Below are 21,351 nucleotides of genomic sequence, written 5' to 3'. Positions count from 1 at the left end.
TGGTGGTTGACCTCGAGCCGCCGACGTCAGGCGCGAACGACGCGGCCTCGGTACACGCCCAGCATGCTCAAGTCGTCGGGGGCGCGCGGCGGGCGGTCCTCGAACGTCCATGCGTTGTCGAGCAAGAGGCCGTCCACGCTGGATGCGACGGTGCTCGTGTCTTTCAGCGGGCCGCCGATGGCCCGCGAGGCCACCGCGAGCGCCTCCGGCTCCCAATCTTCTGCTCCTGAGAATCCCCACACCCACCGATTGGCGTCGACCTGAACATAGAGGTTCCAGAATGGGCGCATCGCCGCGCCGAGGGTGCACACGACGATGGCGTCGCCGATCCCCAGCGCCCCCACATGGACCGCGCTCTCCCTGCTCCACCCGCCGATCCGCATCAGCGCCCCCTGCTCTCGAACGGGCTTGCTCTCCCAGGTACGCAGTGCGCTGGCCACGAGTGCCGCGAGCGAGGGCGCCCAAATGGGGCGCGAGGCGTCGTCGTGTCGGTACTCGACCAGCTGGCCGGCCTCGGTTCCCGACAGCACATACGCGACGTGGTCGCCGTTGCCCTTTGTGAGCACGGGAACCCAATGTTCGGAGAACCGCGCACCGTCACTGTCGAACCCGAGGAGAAACCGACGAGTCGAGATCGCCTCGACGCAGCCCATCATCGAGTAAACGCTCGAGCCATCGAACGACACCAGCGCGGTCCCATCGTGCCAGCTGAACAGGGCGCGAAGGTCGCCTGGCAGTGCCGTCCCGAGCTCGGCCTCGAGCCCGGCCAGCTGCTCGGGCGCAGCCGGCGGTAGGAACGAGGCGTGCCCCCCGGGGTCGGCGCGGCGGATGGCCACATCGAGACGTTCGAGAGCGCGGACGAGCTCCTTGGGAGGCTGCGGCATCGAACGACATCACCACCGGAGGGATGCTGCGTCAAAGATCTCCGCGAATCAGACGCGAGAGCCCGCGGCGACCTCTCGATCACCGCGGGCCGTCGGGTGTGCAGGCGGCTCAGCGCTCGGGGTCGGTAACCGACCGATGGGAGACGTCCGACGGATGCACTCGTCCACTCGCACCGCCTGGAAGCCGCGCGTGGAGGTCAGGGGCGCCGATGCTTGCCTGACTTCAGGAGGAGTCCGGCGCGAAGGAGGAGGACGGCTGCCAGCGGTGCGGCAGCAACTCGTCCAGCGAAGTCCAGCAGCGCCTGTCGGGTGGCGCCGTCGTTCCACGAGGGAAGGGGCTTGCTCATGGCGTCCTCACTCAGCCCATCAGGGCGAACAGGTAGCAGATGAGGGTCAGCAGCAGGTTGGAGATGGCGAACGTCACCGGGTAGCCGATGGCGGGGACGATGCTCTTCGACGCCTCCTGCGCCGCCCGCATGCCGGCGCTGTTGCACCGGGCTCCCGCGATGGCGCCCATCAGCACCGCGCTGTTCATCTTGAAGATGTACTGGCCCACCACCCAACCGATGATGGGCGGGATGAAGGCGGCGATGGAGCCGATGATGAGCGTGGGCCCCAGGAGGCCGCCCTCGATGGCGTGCGCCACGCCCGCGCCGGAGTTCAGTCCGAGGATGGCGATGAAGACATTCAGCCCCACATCCTCGAGCAGCTGACGCGCGGACTCCGGGAACGGGCCGCCGAGCGCGGGGTTGTGCGTGCGCAGGATGCTCAGGCCGATGCTGACGATGAGCAGGCCCACCGCCGAGCCCAGGCTGAACTTGATGCCGTAGAGCGGAACCGTGATCGCGCCGAGCAGCGCGCCCGCCGCGAGCCCCAGGCCCAGGGTGATGATGTCCGTGGAGAGGCTCGGCTTCACGGGCGGACCGAGCACCTTGCGCAGGTCCGCCACCCGCTTGGGGCTGCCGGTGATGCGCAACACGTCGCCCTTGTTCACCACCTGCTCACGGCTGACCGGCAGCTGGTCACCCGCGCGGAACAGGGCGTTGAGGTAGATGCCGTGGCCCATGCGCAGCGCGAGCTCTCCCAGCGTCTTTCCGACGACCTGCTTGTCGTGGACGATGAACTCCACCGTGTCGAACTTCACGTTGCGCAGCTTGGAGTCGTCCACCTCCGGGCCGATGTGCGGCCCACCCGCCAGCAGCAGCGACACGGGGCCGAGCATCGCCACCTCGTCGCCCCGGCTCAGCACCAGGTCCGGCGGCGGGTTGTAGACGCGGCCGTCGTGGTAGACGCGCTCGATGGCCACGCGAGGGTGCGCATGGTCCAGGTCCGCCACGGTGCGACCCTCGAGCGCGGGGTTCTCCACGCGGAACACCCGCAGGTCCAACGGCATGTAGCCCCGGATGAACGAGTCCGCCGTGCCCGGCAGCGGCGCGGAGTCCTCGCCCGCCAGCTCCTTCTCCATCTTCTTGCCGTCCGCCACCGCGTCGCGGCCGAACATCTTCGGCATCACCGACATCATCACGGTGAAGAGCACCATGCTGATGCAGTAGAGGAACGCGTAGGACGTCGTCAGGTTCCCGGGCGCCTGCCGCGCGGCGTCCCCCGTCAGCGCCGCCGAGCCGCTCGCCAGCGCCGCCTGCGCCGCGCCGAAGCCTGGCGTCGCCGTGTTCGCGCCGGAGAGGATGCCCGCGAGCAGACCGGGCGCCAGGTGCGTGAAGTACCGCGAGGCGTAGACCAGCGCGGCCGACAGCAGCGGCACCAGCAGGGACAGGAGGATGAGGTGCTTGCCCTCGCGATGGATGCCGCCGAGGAACTGGGGACCCACCTTCATGCCGATGGCGAAGATGAAGAGGTTGAAGAACACCGTGCTGGTGAACTCCGGCAGGGCGTATTCGATCTGGTAGGCGTCGAAGGCCCAGAAGCTGACGATGAGGGCCAGCAGCAGCGTGGCCGCCGTGGAGCCCATGCCCACGCCCTTCACCTTCAGCTCGCCGAGCGCGTAGCCGACGGCCACCACGAGGAAGAGCAGGATGAAGGGCTGCCGGCGCATGTAGTCCAGCACCACGCCGAAGACGCCGTGGGGGTGGGGTTGCACGGCGGGCGCCGGCTGACCCTGTGCGAAGGCGATGACCGCGAGGCCCACGACGGCGGCGCCCGCGAGCAGGGCGGTATGGCGCATCTGGCTTCTCATGCGTGCATCCCTCCAGCGTTTCCGGTCAGGGTAGGGCGCCAGGCTCCTCGCCGGACGTGCCCCACGGGGAGAGGCGGCCGACGCGCCGGCCCGTCGTCAGAAGCGCAGCCCCAGGTTGATGGGCAGGTACTGGCCGTTCGCTCGGCGCGCGCCCGTGGCCGTCTGGTACTCGGGGCCGAAGATGTGGTGGTAGCGCGCCTCCAGATACACGCGCACCGTGCCGTAGAGCCGGTACGTGAGGCCCACGCCGCCATTCACGCCGATGTCCGTGGAGCTGCGCGAGTCGAGGATGACGTCCACCGGGACGACCTCCGTGTAGCAGGTGAAGAAATAGGGATCACACACGGGGACGAGCCCCGTGCCGGCGAACTGGGTGAGCTCCACCTTGCGGTAGTAGAGGCCCGGTCCCGCCGTCACGTAGAGCCCGAGACGCCTGCCCGACAGCAGGCCGAGGAAGAGGTTGAGGTCTCCGTACTGCATGATGTGATCGCCGGAGACGCGCTCGTCGGGCAGGACGTCGCTCTTCAGGTTGTAGTCGCTGTACTGGTATTCGGCGCGGAGGCCGAAGTGCTCGGTGAAGTGGTAGCCGCCGCCGAGCAGGAAGCCCCAGCCCGCCTTGAAGCGACTGTGTGATTCGCCGACGGGGAAGACGAGGCCGACCCCCAGGTTGAAGGTGAAGCGCCCGGCCATCGGCGGCGAGTCCTCCACGAAGCCCGCGGCGGGGTCCTCCGCGACTTGTCTCAGCGGACCTCCTCGCGCGACCCAGGGGACGAGCAGCGAGGACAACAGCACGAGCCTGGCGATGCACCGAGGCATGCGACCTCCTCACGACATGGCTCGCTGAAGCTGGGGACGTGGTGCCCTGGGGGCCGCGCGCGGCGCGGGCTCGTGGCTCCCTCTCGCGCCGGGTCGTCGTGGCGTGTTGGACAGCGTCGCCCGGCTGCCCCTCCCCCGGGGCCCGTGCCGCGGCGGGCCCGAGGACACATCGTCGAGGCGTGACGAGGCTCACGGCGACAGCAGGCTGGCGACGGGCCCGACGGTACGTGCCGGGGCTGGGGTGGATGTCCACCTACTCGCGGGCCTGGCTGCGCCCGGACCTGCTCTCCGCGCTGACGATTGGCGCGATGCTGGTGCCGCAGGGACTGGCGTACGCGCAGATTGTCGGCGTGCGCCCGGTCACCGGCCTGTACGCGGGCGTGGCGGCCATGCTGGCCTACGCGCTCTTCGGTCCCTCGCGTCACCTGATGCTGGGGCCGGAGGCGGGCGCGGCCATCATCGCCGCGAGCGCCCTGGGCGGCGTCGTGCCGGGAGACGACCCCGCGCGGTATGCGTCGCTCGCGGCGCTGCTGGCGCTGATGGTGGGGCTGTTGAGCCTGGCGGCGGGCCTTCTCAAGACGGGAGCGCTGGCGGACTTCCTCTCCAAGCCCATCCTCATCGGCTACACGAACGGGGCCGCGCTCATCATCATCGGCAGCCAGCTGGCGCGGATGTTCGGCCTGGAGCGGCGGGCGGAGGACTTTCCGGGACAGGTGCTGGAGGTCGGCCGCAACCTGCACGGCATGCACCTGCCCACGGTGCTGTTGGGGGTGGGCATCATCGGGTGTCTGGTCCTGCTGAGGCAGTGGCTCCCGAGGCTGCCCGGGCCGCTCATCCTGGTGGTGCTCACCACCGTGGCGGCGAGCGTGTTCCAGCTCCACCACGCGGGGGTGAAGGTGGTGGGGCCCATCGCCTCGGCGCCGCCGTCGTTCGGGTTGCCCCGGGTGGGCTTCTCGGATGTGCGGGCCTTGCTGCCCGCGGCGCTCAGCCTGGCGCTGGTGAACTACGCGAGCTCGGTGCTCGCGGGGCGGCTGTATGCCGACAAGCACCACTACCGGCTGGACGGGAACCAGGAGCTGCTCGGGCAGGCCGCGGCGAACGTGGCGTGTGCCTTCACGCAAGGGTTCCCGGTGACGGGAAGTGACTCGCGCACGGCGGTCAACGACGCGATGGGCGGGAGGTCGCAGCTGGTGGGCGTGGTGGCCGCGGTGCTGGTCGCCGTGTTCGCGCTCTTCTTCACGCCGCTGCTCCAGAGCCTGCCGCTGGTGACGCTGGGGGCCATCGTCATCGTCGCGGCGGTGTACCTGGTGGACGTGTCCTCGCTCGTGGCCCTGTGGCGGATGCGGCGCGTGGAGGCGGTGCTGGCGGTGGTGACGACGGTGGCGGTGCTGGTGCTCGGCATCCTCCAGGGCATCCTCGTCGCCGTCGCGCTCGCGCTGGGGGACCTCATCCGACGTGCCGCGCATCCCCACGACGCGGTGCTCGGCGAGCGCGAGGGCGTGTCCGGGTGGCACGACGTGACACGGCACGAGGGCACGCGCACCGTTCCGGGGCTCCTGGTGTATCGCTTCGATGCGCCGATGTTCTTCGCCAACGCGCGGCACCTGCGCGAGCAGGTGCGCGTCCTGGTGGCCCAGGCGTCCCCTCCCGTGCGCGAGGTGGTGCTGGACGCGAGCGCCGTGTTCGACCTGGACGTCACGGCGGCGGAGGGGCTGGAGAAGCTGCGCCAGGAGCTGGAGGACGAGGGCATCGTCCTGGTCATCGCGGACGCGAACGCGCCGCTGCGAGGCATGCTGCGGCGCACGGGGATGATGGAGCGACTGGGGGAACAGAACGTCTACCTCACCGTGGAGGCCGCCGTGGCGCGGTTCCAGGCCTTGCATTGACGTGGGGCCCCGGCCGGCCGCCCGCCTGGGGAATGAAGGGGGATTCGAGGACGTTGAAGACAGAGGGGCGAGGCGCTATAGACCTCGCCGTCCGTCGTTCCCAGGGTGGGTTCGGCGGGCCCGGACGAGGTGCGCCGTACCCGGTCACGACAAGACGACGCTCATCTCTGGAGTCGTACGTCATGGCGTGGATCATTCTCGTCATCGCGGGTCTGCTCGAGGTGTGCTGGGCCATCGGCCTCAAGTACACCGAGGGCTTCACCCGTCTTGTTCCCAGCATCCTCACGGGCACGGCCATCGTGGCCAGCATGTTCCTGCTGTCCACGGCGGCGAAGACGCTGCCCATCGGCACGGCCTACGCGGTGTGGGTGGGCATCGGGGCGCTCGGCGCCGCGGTGCTGGGCGTGGTGCTCTTCCATGAGCCGCTCACCCCGATGCGCATCGTGTTCCTGTCGATGCTGCTGGTCGCCATCATCGGTCTGAAGGCGACGAGCGGCGCGGACCCCTGACGGGGCTCACCAGACGTAGCGCAGGATGAGCTGTCCATAGGACAGCGTCGGGTCTCCGGAGCTCTGCTGCGAGCCCTCGTCGCCGTAGCCCCGCTGGGGCTCGCCATTCAGCATCACCACCGCGCCCAGGCCGAGCTGGAGGTTGGCTCGGCCCGAGTAGTAGACGCCGAGCCCCAGCGAGCTGTTCTTCAACGTCCGGTCCGAGCGCCCGAGCTCCTCCTGGCGGCCGGTGCGGAACAGGTATTCGCCCATCACCGCCACCGGCACCGACGTGGTGGGGTAGAGGTCCAGGGCCGCCGCGAGCGAGAAGAAGAAGCGCACCGCGTGGGTCTTCTGCTCCAGGCGGTCCCCGAGGATGCGGTCGAACGGCCTGCGCTTCTGCCAGGCGTACTCCGCCAGCGCCGAGCCCTGCAGCGAGAACATCCGCCCCAGCGTCTGCGCCGCGTAGACGCCGCCGTTCGCCGTCGTCTCCTCGCTGGGGACGAACAGGAACTGTCCCAGGCTGCCGTTGATGATCTGCTCCACCGTGACCTGGGGCGTCTCGACGATGGCGTTGATGAGGGGCAGCAGGGTGATTTCGCGCCCCTTGTCATAGCCGAAGTTCGCCCGGACGGAGACCTGCGTCCCGCTGTGCTCGCTGCGAAACAGCCGCACCACGCCGCCCACCTGGCCCAGCAGGTCCACCGTGGCGCCGGAGGACAGCAGGCCGTCCGCGTTGGTGCCGGTGATGATGGTGGCCCGGCCGAAGCCCGCGATGCCCAGCCAGTCGGTGATGCTCAGGCTCAAGTCCAGCGTCTGCTGGACACCGGTGAGCGTCACGTCCAGGGGCTGCAGGTCATTCACCGGCACATCGGGGATGTCATAGAGCGCCAGGCCCTCGCGGATGCCGACGTGCGAGGTGACGAACGCGCTCTGCTGGAGGATGGGGAACACGTAGGTGTGTCCCGCGAGTTGGCGGGTGCGCGCGCCGCAGGGCTCCTGGCAGGACTCCGCGCCCGAGGGCGCACCCGCCGCGACTCCCGCACCGAGCAACAGGCCCACGCCGAGGCTTCGAAGAAGGGTCTTCATCTCGGGCAACGTGGGGAACGTGGCCACTGCGGACCATTGCCCCGCGCGCGCGGTCAGCGTCGCGACGAAGACAGCCCACGGGTGGACGACGCGAGCGCCGTCGTTCCACGGACATTGGTGGGCGGGGAGTTGGAGCTCGGTGCTCTGCGTGGGCCCGGGGAGGGGCATCTTGCGCGCGCTTTTCGGGGAGGAGACGTGGAATGGAAGTGACGGAGACCTTGCAACGCACCGAGCCCGCGCATGCCTGGCGCCCTCAGCTGACGACGGCGCACGAGCAGCTCGCGCCCAGGTTGGAGGCGTTCTATCGGGACCTGCATGAGCACCCGGAGTTGTCCATGCAGGAGCATCGGACGGCCGCGAAGGTGGCGAAGTGGTTGGAGGACATCGGCTACGAGGTGACCTCGGGCGTGGGGCGTACCGGCGTCGTCGGCATCTTGCGCAACGGGCCGGGGCCCACGGTGCTCCTGCGCGCGGACATGGATGGGCTCCCCGTGGAGGAGAAGACGGGACGGCCCGACGCGAGCCATGTCACGGTGAAGGACGCACAGGGGCACACGGTGCCGGTGATGCATGCCTGCGGGCATGACGTGCACCTGACGTGTCTGGTGGGCGTGGCGGAGCTGCTCGCGTCGTCTCGCAACCACTGGCGGGGCACGCTGATGATGGTGGCCCAGCCCGCGGAGGAGACGCTCCAGGGCGCTCGGGCGATGATGGACGACGGGCTGTATGCGCGCTTCGGCACGCCGACCGTGGCGCTCGCGCAGCACGTGGGGCCGATGCCCGTGGGACTGGTGGGGTACCACCAGGGCGCTTCGATGATGGCGTCCGCGAGCGTGCGGGTGCGCATCCACGGCAAGGGCGGGCATGCCTCGCGGCCGCAGTCCACGGTGGACCCGGTGGTCATCGCGGCCTACCTGGTGACGCGGCTGCAGACCATCGTCTCGCGCGAGCTGGACCTCACCCAGGGCGGCGCGGTGATCTCGGTGGGGAGCCTGCACGCGGGCAGTCGCGCGAACGTCATCCCGGACGAGGCGGTGCTGGAGATGTCGGTGCGCACGCCGACCGACGCGCTCCAGGACCAGCTCATCGAGGCCATCTCCCGGATGGCCCGCGCGGAGTGCGAGGCGGGGCGCACGCCCCGGCCTCCGGACATCGAGGTGATAAGCCGCACGCCGGTGATGGTGAACGACGACTCGTACTCCCGCCGGGTGCGCGCCGCGCACGCCGCGTGGTTCGGCGAGGACCACCTGGTCGACACGGGCATGGTGAGCGGCAGCGAGGACTTCCCGTACTTCGACGGGCGCACGTCCAACGACGCGTCGAAGGCGAAGGTCCCGCTCGTCTACTGGTACTTCGGCGGCACGTCCCACGACGTATGGAAGCGTGCTCCAGGCAAGACGCTCTGGGAGAAGCTGCAGAGCCTGCCGTCGAACCACTCACCGTACTTCAACCCGTCACCGGAATGTCTGCGCTTCGGCTGCGAGTCGATGCTGATGGCCGCGCTGGCGTGTCTGGATGAGGAGCCCAAGGCGGAGCAGGCGCCGGAGGCAGGCAAGCGGCTGCACTGAAAAGCGTCGGCAGCCGGCGCTGACATTTCTACAGGGATTCAAGCGGTCCGTGCGCCAACCGTCCGATTTTCTTCAAAGGGCGGATGGCACGCGGACTGCTTTGTGCAGCGACCGTCATGAAGTCACACAGGAACACGCACCGCCCGTACACCGTCGAGATTTCGGCGGGAGCCTGGAGCCAGGTCGCCCGGCTCTCCCAGGAGCGCTATCGCGCCATCCAGGCCCACCTGGAGCGCGTGGCCTCGCTCGGCGCGCAGACGGAGGTCTCGGCGACGTTCCAGGTGGACGAGCTGCACGTCCACTACGCGGTGGATGCGCGGCGCCGGCTGGTGACGCTGGTGGACATCACCCGGGACAAGGCGGGGGTGATGAAGGCGGCGGGGCGGTCCACGGCGCCCAAGGCCCCGGGCCTCTGAGTCGGGGCGGTGTGCTACGCCCGGGGGCATGACACGGGTGGTGGACGGGGCATGAGCCAGGACGACAAGCGGGAGTCTCGGCGGCTGGCGGACCTGCTGCGTCGGGGCATGTCCCAGGCGAAGCAGCAGCCCTCGGCGGGCCTGGCCCAGCTGGAGGCGGACTGGAAGCAGCGGGAGCTGGAGCGGCAGCGGGCCGCGGAGGAGGCGAAGGCCCGGCATGCGTCCGCCCAGGTGCACGCGTGGCCCTCGCACCTGGAGCAGTGCGGCGCGCCGGCCGAGGCCGTGGCGGGCCTTCGAGGAGAGACGCCGCTCGAGACGGCGGCGCTCCGCGCGGCTCGGCATGTCCTGAGGGAGCGGCTGCGCAGCCTGCTGTTGTCGGGAGGCCCTGGCACGGGGAAGACGACGGGGGCGTGCTACCTCTTCCGGGCCGCCGTGCGCGGCGACCGGGGGCTGTCGGCGTGGGATTCGTCGGCGGGGCTCTTCATCGACTGGGCGCGCCTGTCGCGCGAGGAGGACTCCGAGGCGCGGCGGCGGTTGCTCCAGCGGGCGGCCCAGGTGCGGGTCCTGGTGCTGGACGATATCGGGGGGGAGGCGTCGGGCCCGCGGCGGCGGGAGCTGTTGGAGTCGCTCGTGGAGCAGCGGGACAGGCCGGACCTGGTGACGGCGTATACGACGCGTCTGTCGGTGCAGCGGCGCGAGGGTGGGCCCTCGCGCTTCGCCGAGTCCGTGGGCGCCCGTGTGGTCCAGCGCATGAGCCGCCAGGGGACGTTCCACCTGGCGGACTGTGGGAACAGGGACCTGCGTCAGGGCGGGAAGCCGTGAGCCCGGGCGAGGCGCTCAGGTGCAGCCGGGATCGCACGACTGCTGGGAGACGGAGTCGTAGCAGAGGTTGAAGACGACGTTGGAACAGCACTCCTGCACCTCGACGTTGCAGCCGTCCTGACAGGTCCAATAGGTGAAGACGTGGCGGAATCCGTCGATGCAGACCTCCGCCTTCTGCTCCTGTTCAGCCAACGGTGGTGGCTCCTGGGAGGGCTCCTCCACGCCACCACAGCCCAGCAGCAAGCACGTCGTCAGCGCGACTCCGAGAAGCTCTCGCATGCGACCTCCAGGGGTGAAGACTCGCGAGCGTAGCGCGGCCTTCGTGGCGCATGTCGAGGCCAGGGGACTCACATGCGGCGCCTCCGGGTGCAATTTTCTCCTGGGGATGCGAAAGCCAGACGTCCTCGCTCTCGCAGGGGTGTGCTGGGATTGGGGTGCCGACGGACCCTCGCGAGGATGAGAGGAATCGCTCGGCGGGGTGGGGTTGCGCTATTGGCAGTCACGCGTCCACAATTCGTCGCGTTCGCTCTGCATACCCTCGTGCTCGGATGCGACTCTCCCTCGTCCATAAAATCACCGTGGCGCCCGTGGTCGTGGCGCTGTTCTTCGCCCTGCTGTCCATGGGCTACACCATTCCGCGTCTGCGCCAGGCCTTCGAGGAGCAGGGCCACGAGATGAGCATGGCGGTGCCGACGGCGCTCGCCTCCGCGATGGCGGACCTGCTGCGCAACCGCGAGCAGCAGGAGGTCCAGCCCACGCTGGACGCCGTGGCTCGGGAGGGCGCGCTCGCCTACGTCGCGCTGGTGGACGCGCGGGGCTCGCTGGTCGCCGTGTCCGGGACCCACGCGTCGGTCCTCCGCGAGCACGTGGAGGGGCTGGCCATCTCGAAGGAGGGCACGCCGCTCGAGGCGCAGGGCATGGAGCTGCTCGACATGGCCGCTCCGGTCCCGGGTGGACTGGGGGCCGTGCACGTGGGCTTCAACCGCACGGAGGCTCGGGGCCGTATCGAGAGCGTCCTCGGCAACATGCAGCTCATCCTGATCGCCGTGCTCGTGGTGTTGATGGGCGCGGCGTGGACGCTGAGCCGCCGGATGGTGGCGCCGCTCGTCTCGCTCACGGGGGCCGTGCGCCGCATCGCCGAGCACGGGGACTTGCGTGAGCCGGTGCACATCTCGACGCAGGACGAGGTGGGGGAGCTGGCGCTCGCGGTGGGCATCCTGGTGGGGAAGCTGAAGGACCTTTTGCACCAGCTCCACTCGTCCACGGAGCTCTTGAGTGACTCCGTGCAGGGGCTCAACGAGTCCGCCAGCGAGCAGAACCAGATGGTCTCCCGGCAGGCCGCCGCCGTGCAGGAGACGCAGGTGACGGCGCAGGAGATCCGCCAGACGGCGCTGCTCGCGTCCAGCTCCGCGCAGTCGGTCATCGAGGTGGCCGAGCGCGCCGAGGCGCTGGGCAGGACGGGGGAGGAGGCGGTGGCCGCCAGCATCGATGGGCTGGTGGACCTGCGCTCCCAGGTGGAGCAGATCACCGAGCGCATCATGTCGCTGGGGGAGAGGACGCAGCAGATTGGTGGAATCACGGAGACGGTGAAGGACCTGGCGGACCAGTCGCATCTGCTCGCGGTGAACGCGGCCATCGAGGCGGCCCGCTCGGGCGAGCACGGCAAGGGGTTCGCGGTGGTGGCGCGGGAGATTCGCGCGCTGGCGGACCAGTCCATCCGCGCGACCAATCAGGTGCGGAAGATCCTCAACGACATCGGCGAGGCGATTGCGGGGACGGTGCAGATCACCGCGGAGGGGACCCAGCGGATGGAGGCGGGGCTCGCGCAGGCCCGCGCGTCCGGGGACACGCTGCGCGAGCTGACGACCATCGTCCAGGACAGCACGGCGTCCGCGCGGCAGATTGCGCAGACGGTGAACCAGCAGGCCACCGGCATCGAGCAGATCTTCACCGCCGTCAACGAGCTGAACGCGCTGATGGGCGACACGGTGAAGCGCATCTCCACCACGAACGAGTCGGCCGTGTCGTTGAAGATGCTCTCCGAGCGGGTGGCGGAGGTGGTCCGGGCGTATCGGGTTTGAAGTCACGCCACCTCGAACAGCGAATTCCATGATGGGCTTGTTTTCAGCGTGAGCCTCGGGCGAGTCGGCGGGATGTGTGTAGGCATCCGCCGAATGCCCTGTCTCCCGAAGGTTTGTCAGACGTCAATGCCAGCATTTTGCCATGGGCCTTCACATAAGGAAGGCGTCGGGTGACGAATGCGTGCTGGTCTTTGGGTGGTGAGTGTCGCCCTTCTTTTCATGGGCTGCGCTGGAGTGGACTCCGCGACACGCGGGGACATGTTCCAGCAGCGAGCGGCGACACCAGGAGAGCGATGGGATTCTTCGAGCGAGACTCCCGAACGCGAAGTGGATGGCGACGCGGTCGACGCTCCCTCCGGTCAACGGCTCCACCGACGCCATTTGTTCCGGGACTCCGTGTCCCTTGGTACGGGCAGGAGACCTCAGGATTCGTTTGTTGCCCTGCTTCAGAAGGCGGGACTCGAAGATCGCGACGCGCAGCCAGTCGGGGGAAGCGCTCTCACCCCGATTCACGCAGCGAGACTCCTCGAAACGTTGTTGAAGAGGGAGGTCACGCTGGGGCAGTTCCCAGCGCGGGTTGCGGTGGGCTTCTTGCTGCGGGAGATCTTGGTCACGGGCGAAGTGTCGCGGGTCGAGTTGGTGCGCCGGGTCGGGCGCTTCAATCATCTGGCGGTACTCCGACCTGACGGATGCCTTGCGTGGGTGCTCACCGGAAGGACTCAGCAACGGGTGTCGCCCGTTGAATGGAAGGGCGGAGCCTTTCGCGCGCACGGCTTCGAACTGGGCCGCTTCTACGATGGGCGAACGGGCGTCTTCCGACTCCTCAACGATGAGCTGCGGGAGGAAACCGGCTTCCCCCTGGCTGACGTCCATGACGATGCCGATGTCATCAGTCGCACCCTGGACGGGGCCGAAGAGGCGTTCATCGGGCTCGCGCTGGCTGTGGGGAAGTTCTTCTCGACGTCACCAGCAGACAACTTCGCAGCCCTTCGGCAGATGCCTGCCTCCGTTGTGGCGTTGATGGAGTCCTCTCCGGAATACCTGGAACGCTTCCGATACATGCCCCGGGGCGAGCAGGTGCAGGCTGTCTCCAAACTGGTGACGAGTCTCATCGCCACGTGGGGAACAGTATCCGCCGCGACACGCACCTTGGAGGGGACAGCCCTCGCCACTGCGAGAATTCCAGCCCTCACATTGGCCGCAGACGGCACGGTGGCGCTGCGTTTGGTGGCGGCGCCTGTGGGGCGTGCGGCTGCGGTGCTGGGCGGTGGGCGCAGCGAGACTTCGGGCTGAGGGCTGTCGAGAACGTCCGCAAGGGGAGTTGGTGATGGACCTGGAGTCGCTCGTCGCGCAGTTCGCTGAGAATATCGCGGCGCAGACGGATTGCATCCGGAGTGGGGATGCGAAGCGCGGAAACAAGCATGCGGACAAGGCCTATGCCGCGTTCACGAAGTTGCGTTCCCTCGGCGATGCAGGCCGCGATGCCCTCGCATCACTGTTCTCGTCGCCTCGGGTCGACGTGCGAGTCACCACCGCGGCCTTCCTGTTGAGGCACAAACCCAAGGAGGCCAGGGGGGTGCTCGAAGAGGCGGCACGAGGCGAGGGGATCTCCGCGCTCGGGGCTCAGCAGACGCTCAAGAACTGGGAGAACGGCACCTGGGCGTTGGACCCCCTGGAGTAGCCGGCCCCCGCCCATGTCGGCGCTTCAGCTCGGGCGGTGACTCCCGGTGCTCTCCCGCGCCAGCATCCTCGCCGCGTGCGGCCGGGGCATGAGCCGCGACACGAGCGCGCTCACCGACGTCACCGGGTGTGCCCCGGGCTCCGGGAGCCGCGCCGCGAGCAGGGCCGCGCAGAGCCTCGCCACCGACGACAGCACGAACAGCACGTGCAGGTTCACCCAGGGCTGTCCTCCGAGCACGAAGTTCTCCGGCAGCGCGGAGGCGATGGCGCCCCCGAGCGCCGCGGCGAGCGCGTACGCCAATCCACCCGCCGTCGCGAACGCGGCCAGATAGAACGGCCGCCCCTTGCGCGGCGCCACCGTGAGCGGCAGCGCGAAGATGGCCAGGCCGTGCCCGCTCCACAGCGCCCCCGCGAGCACCACGTCGAACAGCAACGGCCAGAGCGTCCCCGCGGAAGGCAGGAGCCACAGCGCCGGGATGACGCCGATTCCCAGTGAGCACGCCATCAACACCGGCTGCGCCCCCACGCGGTCGATCATCTTCCCCCACAGGGGCGCGGTCAGGATGCGCACCCCCGCCACGGCCGCGGCATGCAGCGCCAGGATGACGAACGTCATCTTCAGGTTCTGGATGCTGTGCAGCGCGAAGAACGGCGCGGACACCCCCACCGCCGCGTTCCAGGCCACCTGATACGTGAGCACCCGCCGCGCGAGCGGGTCCTTCAGCGGCCCCAGCGCGCCCTTGAGCTCCAGCCGAGGCGTGGTCCCCGGCGGCGCCGGGTCATGCTGACTGGCCATGAGCAGCGTCGTCACCACGCCCATCACGCAGGCCCCGAGCGCCAGCAGCGGCAGCGCCAGTCCCACCCCGTCCGCCGGACGCAGCCGGTCCAACAACAGCCCCGCCGCCAGCGACGCCAGCGTGCCCGCCAGCGTGGTGAGCGCGGTGCGCCGCCCGAAGAACCGGCCTCGCACCGCGCGCGGCACCAATTCCCCCATCCACGCCACCCACGCGTTGTTGCCCACCACCCCCAACACCGCCGACGCCCCCGCCACCCCCAGCAGCACGTGCTGGCGCGCCGTCAGGTCCAACTCCCACCACGGCAACACCGCCAACGGGAACATCACCAGTCGCGACAGGCAGATGGCCGTCAGCGCGACGCGCCGGTGTCCGAACGTCGACGTCAACCACGCCGCGGGGAACTGGATGAACTGCGCGCAGAACGGCAGCGCCGTCATCACCCCCACCAGCAGCGGTCCCAGCCCCAGCGCCATCGCCCACGCGGTGAGCACCGTGGCCCCGGCGCACGCGGTGAACACCTCCGCGAACATGCCCTCCGCCACGGACAGGCCCAGGGTCGCGCGCAGGCGCCGGGTGGGCGTCAGGTGCGCGTCCGGCCCGTCCACCGGAGGCGCCCCGAGCAGCGGCGCGGACGAGCCGGGCAGCGACGAGCCCGGACGGAAGAGGGGGACGGCGGAGGCGAGCGAGGCGAAGCTGCTCAGGACGTAACGACGGAAGGCGGCGGGGCTCAACGCGGTCCTTGCGACGAGGAAGCGGGGCGTCCCACGTCTGTCTCACGCCCGCGGCAGGGGCCTCAATCCGACCTCCCACCCCCCTCGGCCGCCCGCCTGGAGCCCTGCCTCCCCAGGCCGCCTGTTCCCCCGTCCGGAGGGGGACGCTGGAATCAGGTGCAGTTCAAGCGGTCTTGAACTATATGAACGTTCGAGGAGAACGGCGCACATGGAACTGGCTCGGGAGCTCACGGACTTTCTGGCGGCGGTGGAAGAGCGGCTCAGCGGCATGCTGGTGGATGGCAACGCCGGTCCGGACGTGAAGGGCGACACGCTGATGGAGGCGGCCCGGCACCTGTGCCTGGGGACGGGCGGCAAGCGGGCCCGGCCCATGCTGGTGCGGCTGTTCGGCGGCGCGGTGGGGGTGGCTCCGGAGCGGCTGGTGGACGTGGCGGTGGCGTCGGAGTTCATCCACTCGGCCAGCCTGCTGCACGACGACGTGGTGGACGCGGGCATGTTCCGCCGGGGCCGGCCCACGGTGAACGCGCGCTGGGGCAACATCGTGGCGGTGATGAGCGGAGACCTCATCCTGTCGACGGGCCTGCACCAGCTGGCGCTGCTCGACTCGCGGCTGACGCTGTCGGCGCTGTCGGTGGTCTCCGAGATGACCCGCGCGGCCATCGCGGAGGTGGAGGCGCGCGGAGACCTGGACCTGCCGCTCAACCGGCTGCGCTTCATCGCCGAGGGCAAGACGGGCTCGCTGTTCGGCTGGTGCGGACACGCGGCGGCGACGCTGGCGAACCAGCCCGACGCGGTGGAGCGCTTCGACGGGTTTGGCCGTCACCTGGGCGTGGCGTTCCAGATCGCCGACGACATCCGGGACATCCTGGGCACGGACGTGGGCAAGCCGCGGTACGCGGACGTGCACTCGCGCACCCCGTCGATGCCCATCCTGCTGGCGGTGGCCAAGGATGAGAGCCTGCGCCGCAAGCTGAAGGACGCGTGGGCCTTCTCCACCATCACGCCCGAGCGCACGAAGGAGATTGGCGCGGCCATCGAGGCCACGGGCGCGGTGGATGCGTCCATGGCGCGGATGAACGTGGAGATCGAAGCGGCGCTGGACAAGCTGGGGCACTTCGCGACGGACCCGGCGGGGGCGGAGCTGGTGGGCTGGGCTCGCAAGCTGTCGGCGGGGATCGCCGAGCAAGTGCAAGGACGCGCCGCATGAAAGGCTACCTGTGGACGGGGGGACACGGGAGCGCGGGCGGTGAGCCGCCGGTCGTCGAGGGCCGGCTCGCGCCATGGGAAGCCATCGCGGTGGACGCGGTGGGCAACGTCATCGAGTTCTGGGGCTTCAAACGCAACCAGGGCCGGGTGTGGGCGCTCCTGTACCTGCGCGGCGAGCCGCTGACGGCGGGGGAGATCGAGCGCGAGCTGGACCTGTCGAAGGGCGGGGTCTCCATGCTGCTCCGGGACCTGGAGCGCTGGGGCGTCATCCAGCGGGTGCGGCTGCCGCAGGACACCGTCTGGCGCTATGGCGCGGAGACGGACCTGGTGCGGATGGTCCGCCACGTCATCGAGGAGCGCGAGGCGGGCTTCGTGGCGCGCATCCGCGCGGACCTGGCGGAGGCGCGCAGGCTGGCGGAGACGACGGGCGGGGTGCCGCTGGAGCGGCTGGAGCGGCTGGAGAAGATGGCCACGCTGGCCGAGCACGTGGAGCGGGCGCTGCGGCTGTTCATCAAGACGTCGCGCCTGGACGTGTCCGGGGTGCTGGCGGTGTTTCGGGACGGGGCCTCGCGGCGCGGGGACCGGTAGGGGAGGGCTGATGGATTCGCACTACGACATGGTGATGAAGGCGCGCGAGGGCGCGGACCCGAAGGCGACGCGGCTGTACTTCGCGTACTCCACCATCCTGGACCGGGCGGCGTTCGAGGAGTGGCGGCAGCAGCACTCATACGGCTTCTTCGATCTGCCGGAGGGGCGGCTGGCGGAGGCGGTGGACGTGGACCTGGTCTACGACTTCCCGTCGCGCTGGTGGGGTGGACGGGTGGCGGGGCTGGCGGATGCACCGGGGGGCCGCATCTTCGGGCGGCTGTTCGAGATTCGCGGGCAGGACTGGCCCATCGTCCAGCACAAGGAAGGCTTCGTGACGGGGATGTGCGTGGAGCGCGCGGTGAAGGTGCGCGTGGACGGGCAGGAGGTGGAGGCCACCGCGTTCGTCACCAATCCCCGGCGCGCGTCGCAGGACGGCTCGGTGAGCCCTCGCTTCGTGGAGGCCCTGGTGCGAGGCGCCCAGGCGGCGGGCCTGCCGGCCGAGTACGTGGAGCGGCTCAAGCGCGGGGCCTAACGGGCTCGCGGTGGAGGCAACCTTCGGGGGCGCCGTGCGGATGCGCGCGGCGATGCCTAGGTTGCCTCCACGGCCATGTTCCTCTTCTTCTCCAACAAGCTGGGCTGCGCGGGCAGCATCCTCGTCTCGGTGGCGCTGAGCCTGCTGCTGTACTTCCTGTTCATGCGCGCGTGAGCGCGGGGGCTCAGACCTCGATGGCGCGCCCGGTGCTCAAGGTCACCCCCATCAGGCGGACGGAGTCCATTCCCAGCGAGGTGGCGATGGCCATCAGCGCGAACCGGGCGTACCTGTAGGCGTTGAACTTGAACTCGCCGAAGTTCGGGTCGAAGACGTACCAGTCCTGCCAGGTCATCCCATGGGAGCGGTAGACGCCGATGGCGTGCGCCCTGGAGGTCCCCTGCTTGTTGAAGAAGAGCAGGCAGGTGGACTGCTTGGGAACCAGCGCCATGAGGGCGTCGAACGAGGTCTGGAGGCTGTCCATGTTGCCGGGAGCCAGGGCCCAGTGGCCCAGCCCGGCGAGATGGAGGCCGAAGGCGAGGGCGAGCCCTGACTCCGTGGAGGTCAGATAGGCGCCATTGCCGTACTCCTGGCCTCGGGTGAGCCTCCTGATTTCGAGGGTGGTGGGGTCCTGGTCGGGGGGGACCTCCTCGTCATCGATGCGGCGGCTCTGTTGCGCGAAGAGCCGCGTCAACTTCAACTCGTCGACGGTGGCCTGGTCCCGGTCCAGCTGCTCGCCGTACAGCTTGTGTTGTTTTGTAATCTCGGCGAGGTCGAGGAGGATGGCTGTGATGCGTTGATCCGGGGTCTGCTTGAGCGACCAGTTCATCCAGACGGCCGATGCCATGATTTCCCGGGCCCAGCGACACGAGAAGGCAAAACATATCCTGCCGCCTCCGTAGCGGCTTTGGTTCATCAGTCGATGACTGATGGCGTTCTGCTGAATCATGTCCGAGATGGACGGTTCATTTCGCATGGGTTCACGGTCCTGATCCCAGGGGAGATGACGGGTCGCGTGCGCCCCCGCCGCGCAGTGCCTGGCGACACAGGCAGTGAATGGCTGCAAGCGCGTGGCCAGTACGGGGACCCGAAGGCGAACCCAGGGCGGCTCCGAGGCGTGCGTTTCGTCCAGACGCGGCTGCGTCCCCATACCACGCGTGAAGTAGGGCGGCCCTGGATGTGCGCGGGTGTCGGTGTCCCGCGATGGCCGAGCGAGGCGTCGCGGCGGGCGACGACACTGGCGGGTTGATACAGATTTACATGTATTAATGAGAATGCGCAGGCCTTGCGGCTCAATGCCTGCTTCCTCTGAAATACGGTTGCCACATCCACGGGATTTCTCCAGCATGGCCAAGAATGGCCGTCCAGGATGACCCACCCCCCGCCGTGGCTGTATCAGCCCGGGACTCCACCCAGGTCGGGTTGAGACATCGTGTGGGGCGGCCGGGTGTCCTGGCATGTCTGGTGGGCGCGTGGCTCGTGGCCTGTATCGCGGGAATGGGCCTGCTGTGGCGCTACGCGAACGCCGCGGGTGAGCGTTCCCTGCCGCCCGCGAGGCTGCCGGAGTCGCTGGGGCTCGCGCGTGGCCCAGGCGACTGGGCGCTGCTCGTCTTCCTCCACCCGCAGTGCGCGTGCTCGCGCGCGACGCTGACGGAGCTGGGGAAGCTGGTGCACTTCGCGGGGGCGCGGCTGGTGACGCGGGTCTACATCTGGGCGCCCCGCGAGGCGCCCGAGGGCTTCGTCCAGTCGGAGCTGTGGGAGCGCTCGCGGGCCTTGCCGGGCGTGGAGGTGCTGGCGGACGTGGACGGGCAGGTGGCGCGGGAGCTGGGCGCGGTGACCTCCGGCCACGTGGTGCTCTACGCGCCGGATGGCACGGAGCGCTTCAGCGGTGGCATCACCTCCGCGCGCGGACATGAGGGGGACAGTCCTGGGGGACTGGCCCTGCGCGCGTTGGTGTCATCGGGAGAGGCCGAGCGCTCCGAGTCGCCGGTCTTCGGCTGTGCGTTGAGAACACCTTCACAGGTCACGGGGGCTTCGCCACGATGAGGATCCAGGTTTCCGAGGCGGAGCTCGCCACGCTGTCTCAACAGCTCCACGCGAAACAAAGTCTGGCATTGAGCCGCCGCACGGACCGGACGTTCGCGGCGTTGATGGTCTTGCAGTGGCTGGGCAGTATCGTCGCGGCGCTGACCATCTCCCCCAGGGCCTGGGCGGGGCTCGAGAGCTCGGTCCACTTCCATGTCGAGGCCGCCGTCTGGCTGGGCCTGCTCTTCGGCGCACTGCCCGTCACCCTGGCGCTGACGCGGTCGGGGCGGGCCTCCACGCGTCATGTCATCGCGGTGGGACAGGCGTTGATGTCCGGCTTGCTCATCCACCTGATGGGCGGCCGCATCGAGACCCACTTCCACATCTTCGGCTCCCTGGCGCTGCTGGCCATCTACCGCGACTGGCGGGTGCTGCTGACGTTCAGCGGAGTGGTGGCGGCGGACCACTTCCTGCGCGGAGCGTTCTGGCCGGAGTCGCTCTTCGGGATCCACGCGCTGGAGTCCTGGCGCTGGCTGGAGCACACGGCGTGGGTGGTGTTCGAGGACCTCTTCCTCATCGCGTCCTGTGTGCAGGGGCAGCGGGAGATGCGGGACGCGGCGCGGCGGGAGGCGCTGCTGGAGTTGTCGCGGCGCGCGGTGGAGGAGCGGGTGGTGCGGCCGCTGATGGAGTCGGCGGATGCGCTGCGGGACTCCATGCGGACCCTGACGCAGGCGACGGCGGAGCAGCGCCGGGAGCTGGCCCGACAGGCGGGGGCGCTTGAGGAGACGCGGGTGACGGCGGAGGAGATCCGCCAGACGTCGCTGGTGGCCTCGCAGCAGGCGACGCGGATGATGGAGACCACGGCGGAGGCCGGGGACATGGGCGAGGCGGTGGAGGCCGCCATCGGCAAGAGCGTGGAGGGGCTGGCCGCGCTGCGCGAGCAGACCGAGGACCTCACCGAGCGCGTCCGGTCGCTGGGGGCGCACACGGACCGCATCGCGGGCATCACCCGCTCGGTGCAGGACCTGGCGGACCAGTCGAATGTGCTGGCCATCAACGCGGCCATCGAGGCGGCCCGCTCGGGCGAAGCCGGGCGGGGGTTCTCGGTGGTGGCGCGGGAGATTCGCGGGCTGGCCGGGCAGTCGGTGGCGGCGACGCAGCAGGTGAGGGTGGTGCTCGGGGAGACGCGCACGCGCATCCAGGGCGTGGTGGAGATCACCCGACAGGGCGGCGAGCGCATGAGTCGAGGCATCGAGAGCATCCGTGACTCCGGCGAGCAGCTGAAGACGTTGTCCGCGCTGGTGAAGAACAACGCGGACTCGGTCCGGCAGATCTCCGCGGTGGTGAGTCAGCAGTCCGCGGGCGTCGCGCAGATCTTCAACGCGGTGTCGGACCAGACGGAGCTGATGCGGACCTCGATGGCCCGCCTGGAGACCACGCACGCGGCCGCGGACGGGCTGCGGCACGTCACGGACCAGATCCACGACATCATCGCGCTGTATCAGGCCAAGAGCTGAGGCGTCACGCCTGCCCCACTGCCCAAGCCCGCCG

20 protein-coding genes and 1 riboswitch are annotated in these 21,351 nt (G+C 69.6%); of the genes, 13 read left to right on the top strand and 7 right to left on the bottom strand.

All coding sequences use genetic code 11. The annotated features are described in order from the left end of the window. Positions 1–26: 26 nt before the first annotated feature. The 3 genes from K8640_RS23525 to K8640_RS23515 form a co-directional block, all read right to left on the bottom strand. On the bottom strand, positions 27–884 hold the full coding sequence (locus K8640_RS23525; protein ID WP_223749084.1) for an SMI1/KNR4 family protein: 858 nt from the start codon (positions 882–884) through the stop codon (positions 27–29). A 358-nt stretch (positions 885–1,242) separates the two neighbouring features. Next, the gene (locus K8640_RS23520) at positions 1,243–3,066 is read right to left on the bottom strand and encodes an aspartate:alanine exchanger family transporter (RefSeq protein ID WP_223749083.1); all 1,824 of its coding nucleotides are present in this window, start codon (positions 3,064–3,066) and stop codon (positions 1,243–1,245) included. 108 nt (positions 3,067–3,174) lie between these two features. Further along, positions 3,175–3,894: an outer membrane beta-barrel protein gene (locus tag K8640_RS23515; RefSeq protein ID WP_223749082.1), complete on the bottom strand. Its 720-nt coding sequence runs from the start codon at positions 3,892–3,894 to the stop codon at positions 3,175–3,177. A 179-nt stretch (positions 3,895–4,073) separates the two neighbouring features. On the opposite strand from K8640_RS23515, the gene K8640_RS23510 reads away from it, so the two are divergent. Both K8640_RS23510 and sugE read left to right on the top strand, forming a co-directional pair. Continuing rightward, positions 4,074–5,780 carry a SulP family inorganic anion transporter gene (locus K8640_RS23510; RefSeq protein ID WP_370640383.1) on the top strand — a complete coding sequence of 569 codons (1,707 nt, stop codon included), beginning with the start codon at positions 4,074–4,076 and terminating at the stop codon, positions 5,778–5,780. A 94-nt stretch (positions 5,781–5,874) separates the two neighbouring features. Continuing rightward, a riboswitch (guanidine-III (ykkC-III) riboswitch) is annotated at positions 5,875–5,944 on the top strand. 18 nt (positions 5,945–5,962) lie between these two features. Beyond that, the gene (gene sugE, locus K8640_RS23505; protein WP_223749081.1) at positions 5,963–6,289 is read left to right on the top strand and encodes a quaternary ammonium compound efflux SMR transporter SugE; all 327 of its coding nucleotides are present in this window, start codon (positions 5,963–5,965) and stop codon (positions 6,287–6,289) included. A gap of 6 nt (positions 6,290–6,295) precedes the next feature. On the opposite strand, the gene K8640_RS23500 is transcribed toward sugE, so the two are convergent. Then, positions 6,296–7,357, bottom strand: a complete 1,062-nt coding sequence (locus K8640_RS23500; RefSeq protein ID WP_223749080.1) for a hypothetical protein — start codon at positions 7,355–7,357, stop codon at positions 6,296–6,298. 200 nt (positions 7,358–7,557) lie between these two features. On the opposite strand from K8640_RS23500, the gene K8640_RS23495 reads away from it, so the two are divergent. The 3 genes from K8640_RS23495 to K8640_RS23485 all read left to right on the top strand — a co-directional run bounded on the left by K8640_RS23495 (position 7,558) and on the right by K8640_RS23485 (position 10,163). Further along, on the top strand, positions 7,558–8,925 hold the full coding sequence (locus K8640_RS23495; protein WP_223749079.1) for an amidohydrolase: 1,368 nt from the start codon (positions 7,558–7,560) through the stop codon (positions 8,923–8,925). Between the two features lie 116 nt (positions 8,926–9,041). Next, positions 9,042–9,341, top strand: coding sequence for a hypothetical protein (locus tag K8640_RS23490; protein ID WP_223749078.1), 300 nt, complete (start codon positions 9,042–9,044; stop codon positions 9,339–9,341). 51 nt (positions 9,342–9,392) lie between these two features. Further along, on the top strand, positions 9,393–10,163 hold the full coding sequence (locus tag K8640_RS23485) for an ATP-binding protein (RefSeq protein ID WP_223749077.1): 771 nt from the start codon (positions 9,393–9,395) through the stop codon (positions 10,161–10,163). 15 nt (positions 10,164–10,178) lie between these two features. Here K8640_RS23485 and K8640_RS23480 read toward each other — a convergent pair whose 3' ends face one another. Beyond that, the gene (locus tag K8640_RS23480) at positions 10,179–10,442 is read right to left on the bottom strand and encodes a hypothetical protein (protein WP_141330881.1); all 264 of its coding nucleotides are present in this window, start codon (positions 10,440–10,442) and stop codon (positions 10,179–10,181) included. 269 nt (positions 10,443–10,711) lie between these two features. Between K8640_RS23480 and K8640_RS23475 the strand changes: the two genes are divergently transcribed. The 3 genes from K8640_RS23475 to K8640_RS23465 all read left to right on the top strand — a co-directional run bounded on the left by K8640_RS23475 (position 10,712) and on the right by K8640_RS23465 (position 13,925). Continuing rightward, on the top strand, positions 10,712–12,244 hold the full coding sequence (locus K8640_RS23475; protein ID WP_223749076.1) for a methyl-accepting chemotaxis protein: 1,533 nt from the start codon (positions 10,712–10,714) through the stop codon (positions 12,242–12,244). Positions 12,245–12,781: 537 nt separating this feature from the next. Further along, positions 12,782–13,537 carry a hypothetical protein gene (locus tag K8640_RS23470; protein WP_223749075.1) on the top strand — a complete coding sequence of 252 codons (756 nt, stop codon included), beginning with the start codon at positions 12,782–12,784 and terminating at the stop codon, positions 13,535–13,537. Between the two features lie 34 nt (positions 13,538–13,571). Beyond that, positions 13,572–13,925 (top strand): DUF2019 domain-containing protein, encoded by a 354-nt coding sequence (locus K8640_RS23465; RefSeq protein ID WP_223749074.1) that lies wholly within the window; start codon positions 13,572–13,574, stop codon positions 13,923–13,925. Positions 13,926–13,949: 24 nt separating this feature from the next. Here the strand turns inward: K8640_RS23465 and K8640_RS23460 are convergent, their stop codons facing one another. Continuing rightward, positions 13,950–15,452 (bottom strand): MFS transporter, encoded by a 1,503-nt coding sequence (locus tag K8640_RS23460; protein WP_223749073.1) that lies wholly within the window; start codon positions 15,450–15,452, stop codon positions 13,950–13,952. Between the two features lie 208 nt (positions 15,453–15,660). On the opposite strand from K8640_RS23460, the gene K8640_RS23455 reads away from it, so the two are divergent. The 3 genes from K8640_RS23455 to K8640_RS23445 are packed head-to-tail and all read left to right on the top strand — an operon-like array spanning position 15,661 to position 17,778. Then, positions 15,661–16,659, top strand: a complete 999-nt coding sequence (locus tag K8640_RS23455; protein WP_223749072.1) for a polyprenyl synthetase family protein — start codon at positions 15,661–15,663, stop codon at positions 16,657–16,659. Beyond that, a complete protein-coding gene (locus tag K8640_RS23450; protein ID WP_141332387.1) occupies positions 16,656–17,246 on the top strand; it encodes a GbsR/MarR family transcriptional regulator in 591 nt (196 codons plus the stop codon). Before K8640_RS23455 ends, K8640_RS23450 begins: the two co-directional genes overlap by 4 nt. A gap of 10 nt (positions 17,247–17,256) precedes the next feature. Continuing rightward, positions 17,257–17,778: a gamma-glutamylcyclotransferase gene (locus tag K8640_RS23445; protein WP_223749071.1), complete on the top strand. Its 522-nt coding sequence runs from the start codon at positions 17,257–17,259 to the stop codon at positions 17,776–17,778. 184 nt (positions 17,779–17,962) lie between these two features. Here the strand turns inward: K8640_RS23445 and K8640_RS23440 are convergent, their stop codons facing one another. Then, on the bottom strand, positions 17,963–18,622 hold the full coding sequence (locus K8640_RS23440) for a YopT-type cysteine protease domain-containing protein (RefSeq protein WP_223749070.1): 660 nt from the start codon (positions 18,620–18,622) through the stop codon (positions 17,963–17,965). A 539-nt stretch (positions 18,623–19,161) separates the two neighbouring features. On the opposite strand from K8640_RS23440, the gene K8640_RS23435 reads away from it, so the two are divergent. Continuing rightward, positions 19,162–19,821, top strand: a complete 660-nt coding sequence (locus K8640_RS23435; protein WP_223749069.1) for a RedB protein — start codon at positions 19,162–19,164, stop codon at positions 19,819–19,821. After that, positions 19,818–21,317, top strand: coding sequence for a methyl-accepting chemotaxis protein (locus K8640_RS23430; protein ID WP_223749068.1), 1,500 nt, complete (start codon positions 19,818–19,820; stop codon positions 21,315–21,317). Before K8640_RS23435 ends, K8640_RS23430 begins: the two co-directional genes overlap by 4 nt. Positions 21,318–21,351 lie beyond the last annotated feature (34 nt).

The sequence above is a fragment of the Myxococcus sp. XM-1-1-1 genome (genome assembly GCF_020037095.1).
GTDB classification, from domain to species: Bacteria; Myxococcota; Myxococcia; order Myxococcales; family Myxococcaceae; genus Myxococcus; species Myxococcus fulvus.
This window is presented reverse-complemented; position numbering and strand designations above follow the sequence as displayed.

Coding starts and splice junctions, on each gene's coding strand:
- K8640_RS23450 (WP_141332387.1), top strand. CDS start 16,656: ATGAAAGGCTACCTGTGGACGGGGGGACACGGGAGCGCGGGCGGTGAG.
- K8640_RS23500 (WP_223749080.1), bottom strand. CDS start 7,357: ATGAAGACCCTTCTTCGAAGCCTCGGCGTGGGCCTGTTGCTCGGTGCG.
- K8640_RS23490 (WP_223749078.1), top strand. CDS start 9,042: ATGAAGTCACACAGGAACACGCACCGCCCGTACACCGTCGAGATTTCG.
- sugE (WP_223749081.1), top strand. CDS start 5,963: ATGGCGTGGATCATTCTCGTCATCGCGGGTCTGCTCGAGGTGTGCTGG.
- K8640_RS23465 (WP_223749074.1), top strand. CDS start 13,572: ATGGACCTGGAGTCGCTCGTCGCGCAGTTCGCTGAGAATATCGCGGCG.
- K8640_RS23455 (WP_223749072.1), top strand. CDS start 15,661: ATGGAACTGGCTCGGGAGCTCACGGACTTTCTGGCGGCGGTGGAAGAG.
- K8640_RS23525 (WP_223749084.1), bottom strand. CDS start 884: ATGCCGCAGCCTCCCAAGGAGCTCGTCCGCGCTCTCGAACGTCTCGAT.
- K8640_RS23480 (WP_141330881.1), bottom strand. CDS start 10,442: ATGCGAGAGCTTCTCGGAGTCGCGCTGACGACGTGCTTGCTGCTGGGC.
- K8640_RS23440 (WP_223749070.1), bottom strand. CDS start 18,622: ATGGCATCGGCCGTCTGGATGAACTGGTCGCTCAAGCAGACCCCGGAT.
- K8640_RS23475 (WP_223749076.1), top strand. CDS start 10,712: ATGCGACTCTCCCTCGTCCATAAAATCACCGTGGCGCCCGTGGTCGTG.
- K8640_RS23515 (WP_223749082.1), bottom strand. CDS start 3,894: ATGCCTCGGTGCATCGCCAGGCTCGTGCTGTTGTCCTCGCTGCTCGTC.
- K8640_RS23445 (WP_223749071.1), top strand. CDS start 17,257: ATGGATTCGCACTACGACATGGTGATGAAGGCGCGCGAGGGCGCGGAC.
- K8640_RS23495 (WP_223749079.1), top strand. CDS start 7,558: ATGGAAGTGACGGAGACCTTGCAACGCACCGAGCCCGCGCATGCCTGG.
- K8640_RS23430 (WP_223749068.1), top strand. CDS start 19,818: ATGAGGATCCAGGTTTCCGAGGCGGAGCTCGCCACGCTGTCTCAACAG.
- K8640_RS23520 (WP_223749083.1), bottom strand. CDS start 3,066: ATGCGCCATACCGCCCTGCTCGCGGGCGCCGCCGTCGTGGGCCTCGCG.
- K8640_RS23485 (WP_223749077.1), top strand. CDS start 9,393: ATGAGCCAGGACGACAAGCGGGAGTCTCGGCGGCTGGCGGACCTGCTG.